Annotated in this window: 18 protein-coding genes; 10 read left to right on the forward strand and 8 right to left on the reverse strand. The window is 70.7% G+C overall.

Annotation, left to right across the window (positions count from 1 at the left end; all coding sequences use genetic code 11):
• Both rlmB and ON26_RS01925 read left to right on the forward strand, forming a co-directional pair.
• The coding region (rlmB, locus tag ON26_RS01920; protein WP_040794198.1) for a 23S rRNA (guanosine(2251)-2'-O)-methyltransferase RlmB at positions 1 to 844 on the forward strand (844 nt) is incomplete at its 5' end.
• A 135-nt stretch (positions 845 to 979) separates the two neighbouring features.
• Positions 980 to 1,258, forward strand: coding sequence for a hypothetical protein (locus ON26_RS01925; protein ID WP_040794222.1), 279 nt, complete (start codon positions 980 to 982; stop codon positions 1,256 to 1,258).
• A gap of 24 nt (positions 1,259 to 1,282) precedes the next feature.
• Here the strand turns inward: ON26_RS01925 and ON26_RS01930 are convergent, their stop codons facing one another.
• The 7 genes from ON26_RS01930 to kstR all read right to left on the reverse strand — a co-directional run bounded on the left by ON26_RS01930 (position 1,283) and on the right by kstR (position 9,810).
• The gene (locus ON26_RS01930; protein ID WP_040794199.1) at positions 1,283 to 2,086 is read right to left on the reverse strand and encodes an enoyl-CoA hydratase/isomerase family protein; all 804 of its coding nucleotides are present in this window, start codon (positions 2,084 to 2,086) and stop codon (positions 1,283 to 1,285) included.
• Positions 2,087 to 2,136: 50 nt separating this feature from the next.
• Positions 2,137 to 3,306, reverse strand: coding sequence for an acyl-CoA dehydrogenase family protein (locus ON26_RS01935; RefSeq protein ID WP_040794223.1), 1,170 nt, complete (start codon positions 3,304 to 3,306; stop codon positions 2,137 to 2,139).
• A gap of 97 nt (positions 3,307 to 3,403) precedes the next feature.
• A complete protein-coding gene (locus tag ON26_RS01940) occupies positions 3,404 to 4,282 on the reverse strand; it encodes a metal ABC transporter permease (RefSeq protein WP_085998936.1) in 879 nt (292 codons plus the stop codon).
• Positions 4,282 to 5,178 (reverse strand): metal ABC transporter ATP-binding protein, encoded by an 897-nt coding sequence (locus tag ON26_RS01945; RefSeq protein WP_373280918.1) that lies wholly within the window; start codon positions 5,176 to 5,178, stop codon positions 4,282 to 4,284. Before ON26_RS01945 ends, ON26_RS01940 begins: the two co-directional genes overlap by 1 nt.
• Positions 5,179 to 5,268: 90 nt before the next feature.
• Positions 5,269 to 6,237: a metal ABC transporter solute-binding protein, Zn/Mn family gene (locus tag ON26_RS01950; RefSeq protein ID WP_040794200.1), complete on the reverse strand. Its 969-nt coding sequence runs from the start codon at positions 6,235 to 6,237 to the stop codon at positions 5,269 to 5,271.
• A 182-nt stretch (positions 6,238 to 6,419) separates the two neighbouring features.
• Positions 6,420 to 8,993, reverse strand: a complete 2,574-nt coding sequence (otsB, locus tag ON26_RS01955) for a trehalose-phosphatase (protein WP_040794201.1) — start codon at positions 8,991 to 8,993, stop codon at positions 6,420 to 6,422.
• Between the two features lie 181 nt (positions 8,994 to 9,174).
• Positions 9,175 to 9,810 (reverse strand): cholesterol catabolism transcriptional regulator KstR, encoded by a 636-nt coding sequence (gene kstR / locus ON26_RS01960; protein ID WP_040794202.1) that lies wholly within the window; start codon positions 9,808 to 9,810, stop codon positions 9,175 to 9,177.
• Positions 9,811 to 9,969: 159 nt separating this feature from the next.
• On the opposite strand from kstR, the gene ON26_RS01965 reads away from it, so the two are divergent.
• The 7 genes from ON26_RS01965 to ON26_RS01995 all read left to right on the forward strand — a co-directional run bounded on the left by ON26_RS01965 (position 9,970) and on the right by ON26_RS01995 (position 17,559).
• Complete coding sequence (locus tag ON26_RS01965) at positions 9,970 to 12,135, forward strand: acyl-CoA dehydrogenase family protein (RefSeq protein ID WP_040794203.1); 2,166 nt, start codon at positions 9,970 to 9,972, stop codon at positions 12,133 to 12,135.
• Positions 12,136 to 12,161: 26 nt separating this feature from the next.
• Positions 12,162 to 13,244: an acyl-CoA dehydrogenase family protein gene (locus tag ON26_RS01970; protein WP_040794204.1), complete on the forward strand. Its 1,083-nt coding sequence runs from the start codon at positions 12,162 to 12,164 to the stop codon at positions 13,242 to 13,244.
• Positions 13,229 to 14,398, forward strand: coding sequence for an acyl-CoA dehydrogenase family protein (locus tag ON26_RS01975; protein ID WP_040794205.1), 1,170 nt, complete (start codon positions 13,229 to 13,231; stop codon positions 14,396 to 14,398). Before ON26_RS01970 ends, ON26_RS01975 begins: the two co-directional genes overlap by 16 nt.
• A gap of 67 nt (positions 14,399 to 14,465) precedes the next feature.
• The gene (locus ON26_RS01980) at positions 14,466 to 15,413 is read left to right on the forward strand and encodes a bifunctional MaoC family dehydratase N-terminal/OB-fold nucleic acid binding domain-containing protein (RefSeq protein ID WP_040794206.1); all 948 of its coding nucleotides are present in this window, start codon (positions 14,466 to 14,468) and stop codon (positions 15,411 to 15,413) included.
• Entirely contained in the window at positions 15,410 to 15,856 is a 447-nt protein-coding gene (locus ON26_RS01985; protein ID WP_051026533.1) for a MaoC family dehydratase, read from the forward strand. The genes ON26_RS01980 and ON26_RS01985 overlap by 4 nt, the downstream gene beginning before the upstream one ends.
• Positions 15,849 to 17,045 (forward strand): lipid-transfer protein, encoded by a 1,197-nt coding sequence (locus tag ON26_RS01990; protein ID WP_040794227.1) that lies wholly within the window; start codon positions 15,849 to 15,851, stop codon positions 17,043 to 17,045. Before ON26_RS01985 ends, ON26_RS01990 begins: the two co-directional genes overlap by 8 nt.
• A 73-nt stretch (positions 17,046 to 17,118) precedes the next feature.
• Positions 17,119 to 17,559 carry an NUDIX hydrolase gene (locus ON26_RS01995; RefSeq protein ID WP_040794207.1) on the forward strand — a complete coding sequence of 147 codons (441 nt, stop codon included), beginning with the start codon at positions 17,119 to 17,121 and terminating at the stop codon, positions 17,557 to 17,559.
• Between the two features lie 54 nt (positions 17,560 to 17,613).
• Here ON26_RS01995 and ON26_RS02000 read toward each other — a convergent pair whose 3' ends face one another.
• Positions 17,614 to 18,318, reverse strand: a complete 705-nt coding sequence (locus ON26_RS02000) for a TetR/AcrR family transcriptional regulator (RefSeq protein WP_040794208.1) — start codon at positions 18,316 to 18,318, stop codon at positions 17,614 to 17,616.
• A gap of 158 nt (positions 18,319 to 18,476) precedes the next feature.
• Here ON26_RS02000 and zapE point away from each other — a divergent pair, with 158 nt between their 5' ends.
• Positions 18,477 to 19,490 (forward strand): cell division protein ZapE, encoded by a 1,014-nt coding sequence (zapE, locus tag ON26_RS02005; protein ID WP_040794209.1) that lies wholly within the window; start codon positions 18,477 to 18,479, stop codon positions 19,488 to 19,490.
• Positions 19,491 to 19,492 lie beyond the last annotated feature (2 nt).

The following is a 19,492-nucleotide window of genomic DNA, read 5'->3' on the forward strand; positions in this document are numbered from 1 at the left end:
CACCAAGCACCCCGCGGCCAAGCGCGCCGCGGCCGCGGCCAAGGCGGCGGCGCGTTCGGGTTCGCGCGGCGGGCCGGGACGTCCGGCCGGCCGCAAGCACGACGACGGTCCCGAATTGGTGCTCGGCCGCAATCCGGTGGTGGAGTGCCTGCGTGCGGGCGTGCCCGCGACGGCGCTGTACGTCGCGGTGGGCGCCGAGAACGACGAGCGGCTCAGCGAGAGCGTGCAGATCGCCGCCGACGCGGGCATCTCGATTCTGGAGGTGCCGCGCACCGATCTGGACCGGTTGAGCTCCAACGGCCTGCACCAGGGCATGGCCCTGCAGGTGCCGCCGTACCGCTACGCCCATCCCGACGACCTGGCGGAACTGGCGCGCACCTCCGCGGAGCCCGCCCTGCTGGTGGCGCTGGACAACATCTCCGACCCGCGCAATCTGGGCGCGGTGATCCGCTCGGTGGCCGCTTTCGGCGGGCACGGCGTGGTCATCCCGCAGCGGCGCAGTGCCAGCGTCACCGCGGTGGCCTGGCGAACCAGTGCGGGCGCCGCGGCCAGGCTGCCGGTCGCGCGCGCGACGAATCTGACTCGCACGCTGAAGGATTGGGCCGATCAGGGGATGCGGATCATCGGTCTGGACGCCGGCGGCGACACCACCCTCGATGATCTGGACGGCGGCGATCCCACGGTGATCGTGGTCGGTTCGGAGGGCAAGGGCCTCTCGCGCCTGGTCCGGGAGACCTGCGACGAGGTGCTGAGCATTCCGATGGCGGGCCCGGTGGAGTCGCTCAACGCCTCGGTCGCGGCGGGCGTGGTGCTCGCCGAGATCGCCCGTCAGCGTCGGCGCTGATCGAACGAGACTGGGAGGCAAGGGCTTCCGGGTGCGGTGCCGCGCCGGGAAGGCCTTCTCCGCGCGGTTCCCGGCGCCGACGCTCGGGAAGGCAAAAGACGCGCAAAGGCGCTCGGGCCCCGTAGAATTCGGGTGGTGGTGATACCCAATCAGCCCCTCGGTTCGCCGGTCGAGCATCCGCACGCCACGGCGGTGTTGTTCCTCGGCGCGGCGAGCATCCTCTGCTGTGGCGCGTTAGGTCCGGTGGCGTGGGCGCTGGGTAAGCGGGCGCTCGATCAGATCGAGTCCTCCGGCGGCGCGATCGGCGGCCGGGTGCAGGTCACGGTCGGCTACACCCTCGGGGTCATCGGCACGATCCTGATGATCTGCATGGCGGTGTTCTTCGGCATGATGGTGCTCGGCGGGGGCGGCTGAGCAACTCCCGCCCGGGGCGTGGCGTCAATCCAGTCTCGGGTGCTCGGAATTGCCGTCCCAGGTGGGCCATTCGGCGCTGACCCGGCCACTCCAGTCGGGCTGACGGCGTTCCCGGAAGGCCGCCATCGCCTCGCCGCCGTCGATGCTCTTGCCGACGTGCTCGTTGAGGTCGGTCTCCAGCCTGCCGACCATCGCCGGACTCATCCCCAGGCTCTCCCACAGCAGCCGCTTGGACAGCGCCACGGGCAGCGGCGCGGAGCCGTTGGCCAGGTCGTGGGCCACCGACAGCGCGGTCGGCAGCACTTCGGCCCCGGCCAGGCAGGCATTGGCCAAACCCATCGACACGGCTTCCTCGCCGTCGAAGGTGCGGCCGGTGAGCATGATGTCGGCGGCATTGGCCATACCCACCAGCCGTGGCAGCGTCCAGTGCGCGTAGCCGTCGGCGATCACGCCGCGGCGCACCTGGGTCAGGCCGTAGACGGCGTCGCGGGCCACATAGCGCAGGTCGCACTGCAGGGCCAGTGCCAGGCCGAGGCCGACCGCGTGACCGTTGACCGCCGCGATCACCGGCTTGCGGACCCGCCACGGCGCGGGCTCGATGGTCGCGCTGACCTCGCCCACACGGTGTGACAGGTCCGCGCCCGCGCAGAACGCGGGCGGGGTGCCGGTGATGACCACGGCTCGGATCGCGTCCTCGGAATCGCACCTGGCCAGCGCCGCACCGAGTTCCGCCGCCATGGTGGGGGTGAAGGCGTTCTGCTGGGCGGGACGATTGAGGGTGAGGACGGCGATGCCCGCTGAGACATCGACGAGCAGTTCCGAGCTCATGGGGGGATGGTAGCCGACTTCCGTGCCGGGCAAGCCGGCGCAGAATGCGCTCAGCGCAGAATCTTGCGGCCGATCGCGTACTTGTGCACCTCGGTGGGGCCGTCGTAGAGGCGGAAGGCACGCATGTCGCGGAAGATCATCTCCACCACGGTCTCGTCGCTGATGCCGATGCCGCCGAGCACCTGCACGGCGCGGTCGGCGACCTTGAACAGCTCCTCGGAGACGTAGGACTTGGCCATCGAACTCTCGTGCCGGGCCTTCTCGCCCTGGTCCATCAGCCAGCAGGCGTGCCAGATGGTCAGGCGGCACTGGTGCAGCGCGATCTCGTTGTCGGCCAGCATGAACGACACGCCCTGGTGCTCGCCGATGGTCTTGCCGAAAGCGGTGCGGGTCTTGGCGTGGTCGACGGCGATGCTCTGCACGCGCTCGGCCGCGCCGAGCCAGCGCATGCAGTGCGTGAGGCGGGCGGGCGCCAGTCGCAGCTGGGCGTAGCGCAGCGCCTGGCCCGATTCACCGAGCAGCGCCGACTTGGGCAGCGTCAGGTTGTCGAAGCGCACGACGCCGTGGCCCTGGACGTAGTTGCGGTCCATGGTGTTCATGGTCCGCTCGATGACGATGCCGGGCTGGTCGCCATCGGTGAGGAACAGCGTGGGGCCCTCGGGCAGGTGCGGGTTGGCGGCCAGGCGCGCCATGATGATCCAGGTCTTGGCGCCGTTCGCGCCGGTGATGAGCCACTTGTGACCGTTGATGACGAAGTTCTCGCCGTCGAACACCGCCTCGGTGGACAGCTGGCCGGGGTCCGAGCCCGCGCCGTTGGGTTCGGTCATGGCGAACACCGAACGCTGGTGGCCGTTGATCACCGGCATCAGGTAGGTGTCGATCTGCTCCTGATTCGCGATCTTGCCGAGCAGGTACATGTTGCCCTCGTCGGGCGCGGCACAGTTCATCGCCACCGGGCCGAGCGTGGACCAGCCCGCCGCCTCGTAGATGACGGCCTGCTCGACGTGGGTCAGGCCGCGCCCGCCCAGGGCTTCGGGAGCCTGCACGGTGAGCAGTTTCTCGGCGCGGGCCAGTTCCACGAGTTCCTGGCGAAGTTCGTCGGTCGGGCCGTGCGCGGTCAGGCGCGGGTCGCGCTCGAACGGGACGATCTTGTCGATGACGAATCGACGGACGCGGTCGCGTTCGGCGGCGAGTTCGGACGGAATCGAGAAGTCGATCACGGTGGCAACCATTCGTTCGGTGGGCGATTGTGACGAGCATACGAAACCGTCACCGAACTATTGATGGCGAGTGCCATCAATTCGCCGGGTGGTGAGTTCAGGCGGCGGCCGGACGGACTCGCCTCGCCTTGGTACGGCGGGCCCCGACCACGCGGCAGATCAGGTAGATCGCGAACGAGATGGTGGTGACGAAGGTCGACACCGGCACGCCGGGGGCCAGCGAGAGCAGGATGCCGCCGACCGCGGCCAGTTCGGCGAAGACGATGGCCAGCACCGTCGCCCGCACCGGATCGGCGGTCAGTTGCGCGGCCGCGGCCGCAGGGGTGATCAGGACGGCCAGCACCAGCAGCGCGCCCACGATCTGCACGCCGAAGGCGGCGGTGACGCCGAGCAGCACCGCGAAGACCACCGCCAGTGCCCGCACCGGCACCCCGCGCGCCAGCGCGACCTCCGGGTCGGAGCTGGCGAACAGCAGCGGCCGGTAGATCGTGGCCAGCACCGCGAGCACGATCACCGTTCCGGCGATCAGCATGGCCAGGCCGCTGTAGCCGACGCTGACGACCTGACCGGTCAGCAGCGAGAACTTGGATCCGGCGCGTTCGGGACCGAGCCACAGGAACAGCACCGACAGGCCGAGGCCGAAGGAGAGCACCACCGCGATCACCGAATCACGTTCGCGCGCTCTGGTGCCCAGCACGCCGAACAGGACCGCGGCCACCACCGAACCGGCGATGGCGCCGAACCCGACGCCGACGCCGGCCAGCAGCGCCGCGGCCGCGCCGGTCAGCGACAGCTCGCTGGTGCCGTGCACCGCGAACGACATCTGCCTGCTGATGATCAGCGGTCCGATCGCGCCGGCGAGCAGCCCGAGCAGGGCCGCCGCGAGCAGGGCCTGCTGGACGAAGTCGTAACCGAGCAGGTTCACTGTGGTGGAGAAGTCGAACATCGAGCCGAGCACATCGGCGAGTTTGTCCATCAGGCGTGGACTCCGCTCTGGGGTTGCTCGGCATGGCAGTGCTCGGCGCCCGCCGAGCCGAGCGCGTCGAGGGTGTCGCCGGTGCCGACGACCACCAGCCGTCCGCGCACCCGCAGCACGTCGACCTCGGTGCGGTACAGCTCGGAGAGCACCTCGGAGGTCATCACCTCGTCCGGCGTGCCGATCCGGAAGGCGCCGTTGACCAGGTACAGCACCCGGTCCACCAGCGGCAGGATCGGATTGAGCTCGTGGGTCACGAACACGACCGCGGTGTCGTGGGTGCGCCTGCGCCGGTCGATGAGCTGGGCGACCAGCCGCTGATTGGCCATGTCCAGGCTCAGCAGCGGCTCGTCGCACAGCAGCACCTTCGGATCGCCGACCAGTGCCTGGGCCACCCGCAGCCGCTGCTGCTCGCCGCCGGACATCAGTTCCAGCGGCGCGTGCGCGTAGTGCTGGGCGCCGACCGCGGCGACTGCCTCGGCCACTCTGCGCTTGCGCTCGCCGCGGCCACGCAGGCCGAGGCCCCACCGATGGCCGTCCACCCCGAGCCCGACCAGATCGACCCCGCGCAACTGCACGCCCGCGTCGATGGTCTTCTGCTGCGGGATGTAGCCGATGTCGGCATTGCCCGTCCTGGCGGGCGAGCCGACCACCTCGGCGGTGCCCGCGCTCAGTGCCAGCTGGCCCAGCAGCACTTTGAGCATGGAGGTCTTGCCGCTGCCGTTCGGGCCGAGCACGGCGACGAATTCACCGGGGGCGATGTCGAGATCGAGGCCGTCCCACAGCGTGCGTTCGCCGAAGCCGAGACCGGCGCCGCGCAGCCGGATCGCGGGCACGGCGTCATCGCGCCGGGAGCGTGCGGTCTCGGCGGGTACGGGTTCGGTCGGCTCGGTCAGCGCTGCTCCCTGGGCTGGGTCGGGATGCTGGGCAGATACGGAAGGCTGGTGCGGGGTCGGCATGGGGCGCGAATCCGTCCGGGATACGGCTCAGTACCGGGACAACGCGGCGGCCAGCGCCTCGGCGTTGCGAGTCTGCCACTGAATGTAATCCAGGCCCTCGGGCAGGGTTTCGGTCACCTCGACGACGGCGATGCCCGCGGCCTCCGCGGCTGCCCTGACATCCTTGGTGGTCTTGTCCTCGGTCTGCACGTTGTAGACCAGCGCGCGCACCTGACGGCCGGCGAGCAGCTCACGCACGGCGGCGACGGCGGCCGGGGCGGGGTCGGTGCCCTGCTCGATCGCTTCCTGGAACTCGTGCGGCGTGCGGTCCTGCGCGCCCGCGGCCAGCAGCAGGTAGGAGGCCAGCGGCTCGGTCTGCAACACCGGCTGTCCCGGATGCTCGGCGGCGACCCGGCCGGTGATCTCGTCGACGGCGGTCAGGCTCGCGACGAAGGCGGCGGCGCGCTCGGTGTAGGCGGACGCGCGCTCGGGATCGAGTTCGCCCAGCGACTCGGCGATCCGCTCGGCGACCGCGCCCGCGACGTGGGTGTCGTACCAGACGTGCTCGTTGCCGTGGTCGTGTTCGCCGCCGTGATCGCCGTGATCCTCGCTCGCCGCGGAATCGTGCGCCGCGGAATCGCCCGCGTCCCCGGCGGCGACGGCGACGGCCTCGACGGTGGGCTTGTTCCTGCCCGCGATGGCCTTGTCGATGAACCCGTCGTAGTGCCCGCCGTTGTAGACGATGAGATCGGCATCGGCGATCCGGGCCGCCTGAACAGCGGTGACCTCGAAGGAATGCGGGTCGGTGGCGGGATCGGAGATCAGCGCGGTGACCTCGGCATCCGGTCCGGCGACCGTGGCGGCGATATCGCCCCAGACGTTCGTGGAGGTGACCACGCTGATCCGGCCGGAGTCGGCCTCGTCGGTGCCGCATGCGGTCGTGCCCGCGATCGTCATGGCGGCGATGGCCAGGGCGCCGCCTGCGGCGCCCGCGAACCGGGCAATTCTGTTCGTCACGCTGGGTACTCCACTCGCGGGCAAGCTCGAAACGGAAACGATTTCCATAAACGATAGCGCAGCCGGGCGGCCGCGGCCGAATCGATGACCGCGCCGTGTGGTCGAAACCACCGGAGGGCGCAACGCAGGCGGCCCCGCGACCAGCAGGGGTCGCGGGGCCGCAAACGCGGAGCGGGGTGGGCTCAGACGAGCGCCTGCACCGGCTGGGAGAGCAGCTGGGCGCAGCGCAGCAGGCCGAGATGGCTGTAGGCCTGCGGGTGATTGCCCAGCGAGCGTTCGGCGATCGGGTCGTACTCCTCGCTGAGCAGACCGGTCGGGCCGGCCACGTCGACCAGCTGGGCGAACAGCGCCTCGGCATCGGAGCGCTTGCCGATCAGCAGGTACGCCTCGACCAGCCAGGCCGCGCACAGGTGGAACCCGCCCTCGCCGCCGGGCAGGCCGTCGTCGTGGTGGTACCGGTAGACGGTCGAACCACTGCGCAGCTCGGCCTCGGTGGCCACCACGGTCGCGGCGAACCGCGGGTCGGAGGGATCGATCAGCCCGGAGAGACCGATGTGCAGGGTCGCCGCGTCCAGGTCGGTGCCGTCGTAGGCGGCGGTGTAGGACTGCACCTCGTCGTTCCAGCCCTTGGCCTTCACCTCGTCGGCGATGGTCTCGCGCAGCGACTCCCAGGCCGGATCGGCCTCGCGGTCGAAGCGCTTGGCGAGGGTGAGCGCGCGGTCGACGGTCAGCCAGCCCATCACCTTCGAGTACACGTGGTGCCGCGGGTTGCCACGGATCTCCCAGATACCGTGATCGGGCTCGGTCCAGCGCCGCTGGACGGCCGAGACCATGGCGCACACCAGCTCCCAGTCGGCGTCGGGCAGGGCCGCGCTCGCGGCGGTGATGCCCTTCTTCTCGCGCGCGTGCGCCAGGCTCGAGATCAGGTCGACGATGGGGCCGAACACGTCGAGCTGCACCTGCATATTGGCCGCGTTGCCGACGCGGACCGGGCGCGAACCCGCGTAGCCGGGCAGCTGGTCGATGACGGCCTCGGGCGGCAGGGTCTCGCCGTAGATCGTGTAGAGCGGGTGCAGGCGCTCGGGGCCGGGCAGGGTCTCGAGCACCCGGTGCACCCAGGCCAGGAACTGATCGGCTTCGGCCAGCGAGCCGAGGCTGACCAGAGCCTGCGCGGTGAGCGCGGCGTCACGCAGCCAGCAGTAGCGGTAGTCCCAGTTGCGAACGCCGCCGATGTCCTCGGGCAGCGAGGTGGTGGCCGCGGCCAGGATGGACCCGGACGGCGCGTGCACCAGCCCGCGCAGGGTCAGCGCCGAACGCTTCATCAGGTCGGGCTTGAGCGGCGGCAGCTCGAGCCGGCCCGCCCAGTCCCGCCAGTACGCCTCGGCGATCCGCCTGCGCTCGGCCTCGCTGGTCCTGGACGGCTCCAGATCGTTTGTGCCGCAGCGCAGTTCCAGCACGATCGGGCCCTCGGACGGGTCGACCACCGCGGTCGCGACGTCGTAGCCGCCCTCGTTCTCGATCGTCCAGCGCACCCCGCGCGACCGCAGCACCATCGGATCGTTGGTACCGCGCACCCGCAGGCCGCCGTTGACGGCCTCGATGCTCACCGGCACCTGCCCGAACTCGGGGCGGGGGGAGAAGGTGACCACGGCCTTGGCGTGACCGGTGATCACGCGGGTCAGATCGGTGCGGGTGGGCGAGACGTCGTGCGGCAGGTAGTCGGTGACCTGCAAACTGGCCCAACGGGTCTCGACGGTCATGGTGCCGTCGACATAGCGCTGCGAGAGCGGCAGGCCGGGCCGTTGCGGCGCGACGCTGAAGTGCCCCGCCTGCGGTCCGCCGAGCAGGTGGGCGAAGACCGCGGCCGAGTCCGGCTCGGGATGGCAGAACCAGGTGACGGTGGCGTCGGGGGTCAGCAGCGCGACCGAGCGCGGGCTGGCCAGCATGGTCAGCCGCTCGATGCGCGGTGCGCTGGCGCCGGCCAGCCAGGTGCGCCGCTCCTCGAGCAGGAATGCCAGTGCGCGCGAGACGGTTTCGGTGCTGTCGACGCGGTACTTGGCCAGGCTCTCGCCCTCGCCGACCTTGATGCCCAGGTCGGGACCGGACAGCACCCGGAAAGCCTTCTCGTCGGTGACGTCGTCGCCGAAGAACACCGCGGCGGTCGCGCCGTGCTGGTGGCGGATGGTCTCGAGCGCGGTGCCCTTGTCGGTCTGCACGACGGCCAGCTCGATGACGGCCTTGCCCTCGGTGACCTGGATGCCGACCCAGCGCGCCGGCCCCAGCCGGACGGCCTCCAGTGCGCTGTGGGCGATCTCGGGTGAGTCGGCATTGCGCACGTGCAGGGCGATGCTGGCCGGCTTGACCTCGATCGTGGTTCCCGGGTGCGTGGCGGAGATCTCGCCGAGTGTGTTGTAGACCTCGCGCAGCAGTTGCTTGGCGTCGGCGTCGATGGCGTGCACGAACCCGATGTCGAATTCCGAACCGTGGCTGCCGATCAGCTGGACCTCGACGGGTAGGCGCGAGAGCGCCGCCAGGTCGCGCAGGGCGCGGCCGGAGATGACGGCGGCGGTGGTGCCGGTCAGACCGGCGAGGGCGCGTAGCGCGCTCACCGACTCCCGATGGGGGGTCGCCTTGGACGGATCGGAGACGATCGGGGCGAGCGTTCCGTCGTAGTCCGAGGCGACCAGCAGTCTCGGCTCGCGCGCGACCGTCGACAGTGCACGGCGAAGTTCTTGTGGCAGATCCTGTGCGCTCACGCATCCAACCTAGTGATCGGAGGGGGATGTTTCACGGGCGGGCAGAACAATACTGTGTTGAATTTGCCGCACCACATCGCGCCGGTCGGTGTGCGCGCGAACCCAGCCCAGATCAACGATTCGGCCGGTTAACGCACAAGTAACCGGCGGGTAACCCCGTGGTGGAACCGCTCCGTTCGGGCTACCGCTGATCGCCGAGCAGCAGATCGACGGTCAGTTCAAGCCTATCGCTGACGTCGGTCGCCGAGGCGCGCCGGGTGAGCCAAGCCACAAGATTGGACAGCCACACGTCGCTGATGACGCGGGCGATCGCCAGCTGCCGTTCGTCGGGCTCGCCGTCGTTCATGGCGCGGGCGAACACCCGGTCCATCACCTTGCCGACCCGATCGACCTCGGCCGCGGCGGACGCGTCGGCGAACATGAACGCCCTGGTCATCGCCTCGGTGAGGAGTGGGTCGCGCTGCATCATCCGGGTGATCTGGGTGAGTAGCAGGTGCATGCGCTCGCGTGGGGAGGCGCCGGCCAGCGGCTTGCGTTTGCCCTCGAACTGCTCGAATTCGCGCGCCAGCGCCGAAACCAGCAGGTGCACTTTGGAGGGGAAGTAGCGGTACAGGGTGCCCACGGCCACGTCGGCGCGCTCGGCGACGGCGCGCATCTGCACCGCGTCGTAGCCGCCCTTGGAGGCCAGCGCCAGGGTCGCGTCGAGGATGCGCTTGCGGCGCTCCCGCTGCGCAGCCGAACTCAGCTCGTCCTCGCTCAACGTGGTGACCGTCGCAGGACGTGAAGCGGCGGGCTGTGGTCGGGAGGGGCTGGCCATGGGGTGAGAGTCCTTTCCGCCATTGGTGGTTTCGGCTGCCTGGCCGACCTCGTCGCTGGCGTGGTCGGGCCGGCCCAGGCCCTCTCTTGACTTGACCCGGCATGGATATTAGAACATGTTCTAGGTGTGGGAGTCACGCCGGGAAGGGCGGTATGGACTGTGACCATCGCCACCACTGACGAGCATAAAGCCGTCCAGGAGTCGATACGGGGGTGGGCCGGTTCGGTCCGCCCGATTGCAACAATGCGCGCCGAGCCCGCCGGGTTCTGGCGCGGGTACTGGCCCGCCCTGGCCGATCTCGGCGTGTTCCACGTCGCGGTCCCCGAGGAGTCCGGCGGCGCGGGCGCGACCGTGGCCGACCTCGCGGTGCTGCTCGAGCAGGCCGCCCACGATCTGGTCGGCGGACCGGTGCTGACCACCGCGCTGGCCAATCTGGTCACCTCGGGCGCGCTCGCCGAGGACGAGCCCTGTGGCGTCGCCGTCGATCCTACCGCCGCCGATCTTGTCGGCGAGCAAGAACTCTCGACCGATCCGGCGACCGGCGCCGTGACACTGACCGGTAGCTGGCCCCAGGTACTCGGCGCCGAGCCCGGCACGTCGGTGTTGCTGCCGGTTCGCTCCCCCGAGGGTGTGCGGTGGTGCCTGCTGCCCCCGGACGCCGCCGGCCTGCGCGTCGAACCGCTGACTCCCGCCGATCCGAGCGTCCCGCTGGCCCGCGTGCACTGCGCGCAGACCCCCGTCGCCGACGACCGGGTCTTCGCCTCCCCGCATCCGGTCGAGGATCTGCTGGTGGTGCTGGTCGTCGCCGAACTGGCGGGCCTGGCCGGGTGGTGCCTGGACACCGCCGTCGAATACGCCAAGGTGCGTGAGCAGTTCGGCCGCAAGATCGGCTCCTTCCAGGCCGTCAAGCACATCTGCGCCTGGATGCTGTGCCGGACCGAGCTGATCCGCGCCGTCGCCCTCGATGCCGCGGCTGCGGTCGACGAGGGTGGCGCGGAACTGCCCATCGCCGCCTCGATCGCCGCCGCCATCTCCCTGGACGCGGCCGTGGAAACGGCCAAGGACTGCATCCAGGTGCTCGGCGGCATCGGCTTCACCTGGGAACACGACGCGCACTTCTACCTGCGCCGGGCCACCGCGCTGCGCCAGCTGCTCGGCGGCGGTCCGCGCTGGCGGGCCCGGGTCACCGAACTCACCCGCGCCGGGCATCGCCGCACCACCGGCGCCGACCGGGTGCTGGCCGCCGACGGCGTCGAGGTCGACGGCGCCGCCGCGACCGGCCTGGCCGAGGAGGTCGCCGCCATCGCCGCGCTGCCCGCCGAGCAGCAGCGCGATGCCATGGTCGACGCGGGCTTCGTCATGCCGCACTGGCCGCGCCCCTACGGCCGCGCCGCCGACCCGATGACCGGGCTGATGATCTCCGAGGAACTGCGCCGCGCCGGCCTGAGCGCTCCCGATCTCGCGATCGGCGGCTGGGCCGTGCCGACCCTGCTCCAGCACGGCAGCCAGGAGCAGGTCGACCGGTTCGCCTGGCCGACGCTGCGCGGTGAGGTCGTCTGGTGTCAGTTGTTCAGTGAGCCCGAGGCCGGTTCGGACCTGGCCGCGCTGCGCACCACCGCCACCAAGGTCGAGGGCGGCTGGAAACTGCGCGGCCAGAAGGTGTGGACCTCGCTGGGCGATCGCGCCAACTGGGGCATCTGCCTGGCCCGCACCGATCCGGACGCGCCCAAGCATCGCGGCATCAGCTACTTCCTGGTCGATATGCGCAGCGCGGGGCTCGAAGTGCGCCCGCTGGTGCAGATCACCGGCGAGGCGCGCTTCAGCGAGGTCTTCCTCGACGACGTCTTCGTCCCCGACGACTGCGTGGTCGGGGCGCTGAACAACGGCTGGAAGATCGCCCGCTCGACGCTGTCGGCCGAGCGGATCGCCATGGGCGGCAACGGCATCGGCCGTGCGCTCGAGGAGCTGATCGCCAAGCTGCCGAGCACCGGACCCGGCTCCGAGCTGATCGCCGATCGGCTCGGCGGCTTCGTCGCCGAGGCCATCGGCGGCCTGCTGCTCGAGCAGCGCGCGGCGCTCACCGTGCTCGCCGGCGGTGACGCGGGCGCGCAGAGCAGCGTGCGCAAGCTGGTCGGCGTGCGCCATCGGCAGGCGGTGGCGGAGTTCGCGGTGGAGAGCTCCGGGCCGCTGGGCGCGCAGGAGACCGCCGAGGTCACCGAATTCCTGCTCACCCGCTGCCTGTCCATCGCGGGCGGCACCGAGCAGATCCTGCTCACCGTCGCCGCCGAGCGCATTCTCGGGCTGCCCCGCGACGCGGCGGGCTAGCCGCACAAGCCAACTGGGAGACAACCGTGGATTTCACCAGGGACGAGGGCCAGGACGCCGTGGCCGAAGTCGTCGTCGGCCTGCTCGAACGCGAGCAGGCGCGCGACTTCGGGCTGTGGCCGAGCCTCGTCGAGACCGGTCTGCTCGGCCTCGCGTTACCGGAACGCTTCGGCGGCGACGGCATGGGCCTGCCGGAGATCTCGGTGCTGCTCACCGAACTCGCCACCGACGCGGTCGCCGTGCCCGCGCTGCCCACACTCGGTTTCGGCCTGCTGCCGTTGCTGCCGCTGCTGCCGGACGCGGTGGCCGAGGTCGTCTACCCGGAGATCGCCCGCGGCGCGATCCTCACCGCGGCGCTCAGCGAGCCGGGCGATCCGTGCACCACCTCGCCGAAGACCACCGCGGTGGCCGACGGCGAGGTGGTTCGGGTGAGCGGCCACAAGATCGCCGTCCCCTATGCCGACGAGGCGCGCTGGCTGCTGATCCCCACCGACGCGGGCATCGCGCTGATCGACGGCGACGCCCCCGGCCTGACCCGCACCGCGTCCCCGGCCTCCGGCGGCCTGCCGGAATCCACCGTGCGGCTGCACAATGTCGAGGTCCCGGCCGAACGGCTGCTCGCCGCCGACCTCGCCGACCTGCACCGGTATGCGGTCGCGGCGATCGGCTCGGCGGCGGACGGACTGCTCGAGGGCGCGCTGCGGCTCACCGCCGAGCACCTGCGCACCCGCCGCCAGTTCAACCGGCCGCTGGCCGAGTTCCAGGCGGTCGCCCAGCAGGTCGCCGACCTCTACGTGGTCTCGCGCACCTTGCACGCGGTCGCCGCCTCGGCGAACTGGGCGCTGGCGCAGCTCACCCGGGCCGACGAGGACGAAACCGGAGACGATCAGCGCGCGCGTGTCGACGACGACCTCGACGTGCTGGCCTATACCGTGACCGCCGAGCTGCCCGCCGCCATGCAGAAGTGTCACCACCTGCACGGCGGGCTCGGTGTCGACATCACCCATCCGATGCACCGCTACTACTCACAGGCCAAGGATCTCGTCCGCTGGCTCGGCGGTGAGTCGCTGCGCCTGGACCGTCTAGGAGCAAGATGTTCATCGATCTGACCGCCGAGCAGCGTGCGCTGCGCGACGAATTGCGTTCCTACTTCGCGAATCTGGTGACGCCCGAGGAGGAAGCCGAGATGGCGGTCAACCGCCACGGCGACGCCTACCGGGCGGTGGTGCGCCGGATGGGCCGCGACGGCTGGCTCGGCGTCGGCTGGCCCAAGGAGTACGGCGGGCAGGGCTTCGGCCCGGTCGAACAGCAGATCTTCTACAACGAGGCGGTGCGCGCCGATGTGCCGCTGCCGCTGGTGACGCTGCTGACCGTCGGCCCGACCCTGCAGACCTACGGCACCGAGGAGCAGAAGCAGAAGTTCCTGCCCGGCATCCTCACCGGCGACATCCACTTCGCGATCGGCTACTCCGAGCCGGAGGCGGGCACCGACCTCGCCGCACTGCGCACCAGCGCGGTCCGCGACGCGAACGGCGACTGGATCGTCAACGGCCAGAAGATCTTCACCACCGGTGCGCACGAGGCCGACTACGTCTGGCTGGCCTGCCGGACCGGCAGCGTGGAGTCGCGCCATCGCGGGATCACCATCCTGATCGTGGACACCTCCGATCCCGGCTATTCCTGGACGCCGATCATCACCTGCGACGGCGCCCACCACACCAACGCCACCTACTTCGACAATGTGCGCGTGCCGGCGAACATGCTCGTCGGCGAGGAGAACCGGGGCTGGCGGCTGATCACCACCCAGCTCAATCACGAGCGGGTCGGGCTCGGGCCGTCCGGCAAGATCGAGCAGCTCTACGACCGGATGCGCGAGTGGGCCCGTAGCCAGGGCGCGCTCGCCGAGCCGGACGTGCGCCGCGCGCTGGGCCGGGTGCACTCGATGGTGCGGCGCAACGAGCTGCTGAACTGGCAGGTCGCGGGCACCTCCGAACGCGCCGACGCCGATCAGGCGCAGATCATCGCCGACGCCTCGGCGACCAAGGTGTTCTCCACCGAGTCGCTGCAGGAGGCGGGCAGGCTGGCCGAGGAAGTGGTCGGCCGTTTCGGCGACCCGGCCGATCCCGCGACCGCCGACCTGCTGGGCTGGCTGGACCGGCGCACCAAGCAGAATCTGGTGGTCACCTTCGGCGGCGGCGTCAACGAGGTCATGCGCGAACTGGTCGCCACCGCCGGGCTGAACCTGCCGCGCGTGCCGCGCTGAGCGCACCGCCCGGCGCGAGACCGCCGGAGCAGCCCACCCGAGCATCAGACAAGAAGGAGCCGCGCGCGTGCCGGAAACCGCATCCCCGCAAGCCCCGGAATCCATCGCCGCCGCCGCCGCGAAGATCGTCGCGGCGGGGGAGTCCGCGCCCCGCCTGGCGCGCGATCCGGTCAACCAGCCCATGATCAACAACTGGGTGGAGGCGATCGGCGACACCAACCCGATCTACGTCGACGACGCGGCCGCCCGCGCCGCCGGTCATCCCGGCATCGTGGCCCCGCCCGCGATGGCGCAGGTCTGGACCATGCTGGGACTCAACGGCGTTCGCCCGCCGGATGATCCGATGACCGCCACCAACGACCTGCTCGACGCTGCCGGCTACACCTCCGTCGTCGGCACCAACTGCGAGCAGATCTATCACCGCTACCTGGTGCCGGGCGAGCAGGTCACCGTGACCAGCAAGCTGGATTCCTGCACCGGGCCCAAGCGCACCGGCCTGGGCGAGGGCTGGTTCGTCACCTACCGCACCTGCTGGTACGTCGGCGACGAGCTGGTCACCGAAATGCTCTTCCGCATGCTGAAATTCGCGCCGGAGACGGCGGCGAAGAAGGACGCGCCCGCCGGTGACCGGGTCAGGCCGCTGGTCTCGCATGACACCGAGTTCTTCTGGGAAGGAACGAAACTCGGCGAGCTGCGCATCCAGAAGCTGCCCGACGGATCACTGCGCCACCCGCCGATCCCGGCGCTGTGGAAGGACAAGTCCGAGCAGACCGATTACGTCCTCGCGAGCGGTCGCGGCACCGTCTTCAGCTATGTGGTGCACCACGCGCCGAAGGTGCCGGGACGACAGCTGCCCTTCGTCGTCGCGCTGGTCGAACTCGACGAAGGCGTGCGGATGCTCGGCGAACTGCGCGATATCGATCCCGCCGATGTCGAGGTCGGGCTGCCGGTCGAGGTCGGCTTCGACCAACTCGACGACGACGCGACGCTGCCCTACTGGAAGGTGAGCTCATGACCGCGACACCGGTGTCGCCGCTGTCCCCGGCGAATGTGGAGGTGGGCACGACGCTGCCCGAGCTCGTCATCCACGCCGATCCCACCTTCGTGATCAGCACCGCGCTGGCGACCCGCGATTTCCAGGACGTGCACCACGACCGCGACAAGGCGGTCGCGCGCGGGTCCAAGGACATCTTCGTCAACATCCTCACCGACACCGGCCTGGTGCAACGCTTCGTCACCGACTGGGCCGGCCCGCGCGCGATCGTGAAATCCATCGCGCTGCGGCTCGGCGTTCCGCTCTACGCGGGCGACACCCTGACCCTGACCGGCACCGTCACCGAAATCTCCGGTTCCGATCTGACCATCGCGGTCACCGGCCGCGACAGTCTCGGCGACCACATCACCGCCACCGCGGTCATCACGTTCAACAACCGACCCGCCGGAGGTGGCGATGTCTGAGCAAGCGACGTCCGGGCAGGCTCCGCTGAGCCGCCGCGCCGCCATCGTCGGCATCGGCGCGACCGACTTCTCCAAGGAATCCGGCCGCAGCGAACTGCGCCTGGCCGCCGAGGCCGTCACCGCCGCGCTCGCCGACGCCGGTCTGACGCCCGCCGACGTGGACGGCCTGACCACGTTCACGATGGACAACAACACCCAGGCCGCCGTCGCCCGCGCCACCGGCATCCCGCAGCTGAAGTTCTTCAGCCACATCGGCTACGGCGGCGGCGCGGCCTGCGCGACCGTGCAGCAGGCGGCGATGGCCGTGGCCACCGGCGTGGCCGATGTGGTCGTCGCGTATCGCGCCTTCAACGAGCGCTCGGTCTCCCGCTTCGGCCAGTTCTCCACCGCCCTGGCGACCGCACCCACCTCCTCGGGCATCGACGCGGGCTGGTCCTACCCGCACGGCCTGGGCACCCCCGCCGCCCAGGTGGCCATGGTGGCCCGCCGCTACATGCACGTCTACGGCGCCACCAGCGCAGACTTCGGCCGCGTCGCCGTGGCCGATCGCAAACACGCCGCCGTCAACCCCGACGCGTTCTTCTACGGCAAGCCGATCACCCTCGACGACCACCAGAATTCCCGCTGGATCGCCGAGCCGCTGCACCTGCTGGACTGCTGCCAGGAATCCGACGGGGGCGTGGCGATCGTCGTCACCAGCGTCGAACGGGCCCGCGACCTGCCCCAGCGGCCCGCCGTCATCGCGGGCGCGGCCCAGGGCAGCGGAGCCGACCAGTACGTGATGACCAGCTACTACCGCGACGCCCTCACCGGCCTGCCGGAGATGGGCCTGGTCGGCGAACAGCTCTGGGCGCAGAGCGGTCTCGGCCCGCAGGACATGCAGGCCGCCATCCTCTACGACCACTTCACCCCCTTCGTCCTGATGCAGCTCGAGGAACTCGGCTTCTGCGCCCGCGGCGAGGCCAGGGACTTCATCGCCGACGGCGCCATCGAAATCGGCGGTCGCCTGCCGCTGAACACCCACGGCGGCCAGCTCGGCGAGGCATACATCCACGGCATGAACGGCATCACCGAAGCGGTCCGCCAGATCCGCGGCACCTCGGTCAACCAGGTCGATTCCCTGCAGAACATCCTGGTCACCGCGGGGACCGGCGTCCCCACCTCGGGCCTGGTCCTCAGCGCGAACTGAACCGGCGCGAGCCGCTCACCGTGGCGGTTCGCGTACCGTGGCGGCCGCAGTCCGTCGTCGCGAGGAGTCCCGCATGAGCGTCCGGCATTTCGTCGACGTGCACGTCCTGCTGCTGCGCGCGGGCACGGTGCTGCTGAGCAGGCGGCGCAGTGGTGACGAGTTCGACGGTCTCTGGCACCTGCCCGCCGGGAAGCTGGAGGAGGGCGAGTCGGCGAGAGCCGGGGCGGCGCGGGAGGCCGTCGAGGAGGTCGGCGTGCGCATCGACCCGGCCGAGCTGCGATTGGTGCACACCGCACACGTGGTCGATATCGGCAGGCCCGATCGAGTGGGGCTGTTCTTCCAGGCGCGGCGCTGGGCGGGCGAACCGGAGAACCGCGAGCCGGAGAAGTGCTACGAGCTGCGCTGGTTCCCGCTCGACGCCCTGCCCGGTGACATCATCGCCTATCCGGCGGCGGGGATTCACGGCTTGCTCTCCGGTGAGATCTACTCCGAACTCGGCTGGGCGACAGCGTGATCGCCTGCCACTCACGGCCTGCCCTCGGGGCGCGCCGCGACGACGGGCACGGGGTCACCGAGCACGGTGGCCGGGCGCTCCGGTGGCGGCACCGCCCCGGACACCGCGGAGGTAGTTCTCGACCAGTGTGGTGAGCTGATCGACGCTGTCGGCCGAGCCGGGCCGCAGTGCGCGGCGGCGGCCCGCGAACCGGTCGAATACCGCCCCCTCGAGCACGGCGACGAAATCCTCGGCGGCGCGATTGTCTTCGATTCCCCAGGACGAGAACAGTTCTCGTGCGCGATCGACGGAGAACAAGCTGCTCGCGAGCCGATCCCGCACCGCCGGGTCGGCCTGTCCGTCGAGGATCAGCGCATGCCTGGCGAGCAGGTCGTCACGCCGATACGCGAGCAGCCGATCCAGCCACTCTCCGATGCCGCGCGCCACGAGGGCGGTCGAGGGCGGGGCGGCCGGGCCGCCGGGGGAGCGGTCGGTGCGGCGCTCGGCCGCAGGGAGCGCGTCTTCGGCGGACGTGCGGGTGGTCGTCGTCCCGCCCAGGCGCAGCGCCGCGGTCTCGAAGTCCGTGCGGGAACGCTGCGTGATCCGTTCGGCCACGGCGGTGAGCAGCGCGTCCCTTGTGCGGAAGTAGTAGGACACCGACCCGGGAGGCAGATCGAGTGCCGTGTCGAGCGCGCGGTGGGTGAGTGCGCGCAGCCCTTTCCCCGCGATCGTCGTGACGGCCGCGTCCGCGATTCTCGTGCGTCGGTCTGCTGTGGACATGGTCACCTGCGCTGGTCTCGCTCCATCCGATCCCCTACAACTGTAGAGGGCTCTACAGATGTAGTGGAAGGAGAGTCCGCATGGGATCGCGAACGGACAGGAAGCGGCGGCCCGACCGAAGCGCGACGGGCGGTGCGGCTCCGCGGGGGCGGCAGGTCGTGGGCGGTCTCGAGCTCGACGCGAGCCAGCGCGCCGCGGACCGGCGCCTGGCCATGGTGCTCGACAGACATGGCAGACCACGGCGGGGGAGCGGCGGGGTCTACCTGCACGGCCCGCCGGGCCGGGGCAAGACGATGCTGATGGACCGGTTCTTCGCCGCCGCACGCACGAACCGCAAGCGCCGCTGGCATTTCCACGAGTTCTTCGCGCATCTGCACACCGCCGCCGCGACGACGAGCACGACCGGCGAGGCGATCGGCCGGCTGATCGGCGACGCCGAGCTGATCTGCTTCGACGAGTTCCACGTCCACGACATCGGCGACGCGATGCTCGCCGCCCGGCTGCTCGACGCCCTGTTCGCCCGGCGCGTCCCGCTGGTGGTCACCTCGAACTACCCGCCCGCCGGTCTGCTCCCCAATCCGCTGTTCCACGACCGGTTCCTGCCGGCCATCGCCCGCATCACCGAGCGCATGACGGTTGTCGCGGTAACGGGACCGCGGGACTATCGGCGCCTGCGCACCGAGGCGGTGGCAGGCAGTCGGGCCCACCGGCAAGCTCATAGAGCCGATGTCGCGGACTCGGCGACCGGTTTCTCCCGCGGCGAGTTCCTGGTCGGCTCGCCGCCGCCTGCCACGGGCGTGACGGTGGTCCGAGTCGGGTCACGGGCGTTGACGGCGCGCGCCGCCGACGCGGGCACTCTGACAGCCGATTTCGACTCGCTCTGCGGCGCGGAACTGAGCGCCGCCGACTACGTCGCGCTGGCCGCGCGCTTCGAGCGCTGGGTGGTCCGCGGGGTCCCGCGACTGCGCACCGTGGCGCTGGATCAGGTGATGCGCTGGATCAACCTGGTCGACGTGCTCTACGACGCCGACCGGATGCTCACCGTGTATGCCGACGCTCCGGTCGAGGAACTCACAGCCGGTGTCGCACGGGTCGCGGGGGTGTCCGATCTGGGTCGCGCGGTGAGCCGGCTCTATGAGATCTCACATCACGGCGAGGCTCCCGCCGGGTGATC

The sequence above is a fragment of the Nocardia higoensis NBRC 100133 genome, from assembly GCF_000308595.1.
Lineage (GTDB): Bacteria > Actinomycetota > Actinomycetes > Mycobacteriales > Mycobacteriaceae > Nocardia > Nocardia higoensis.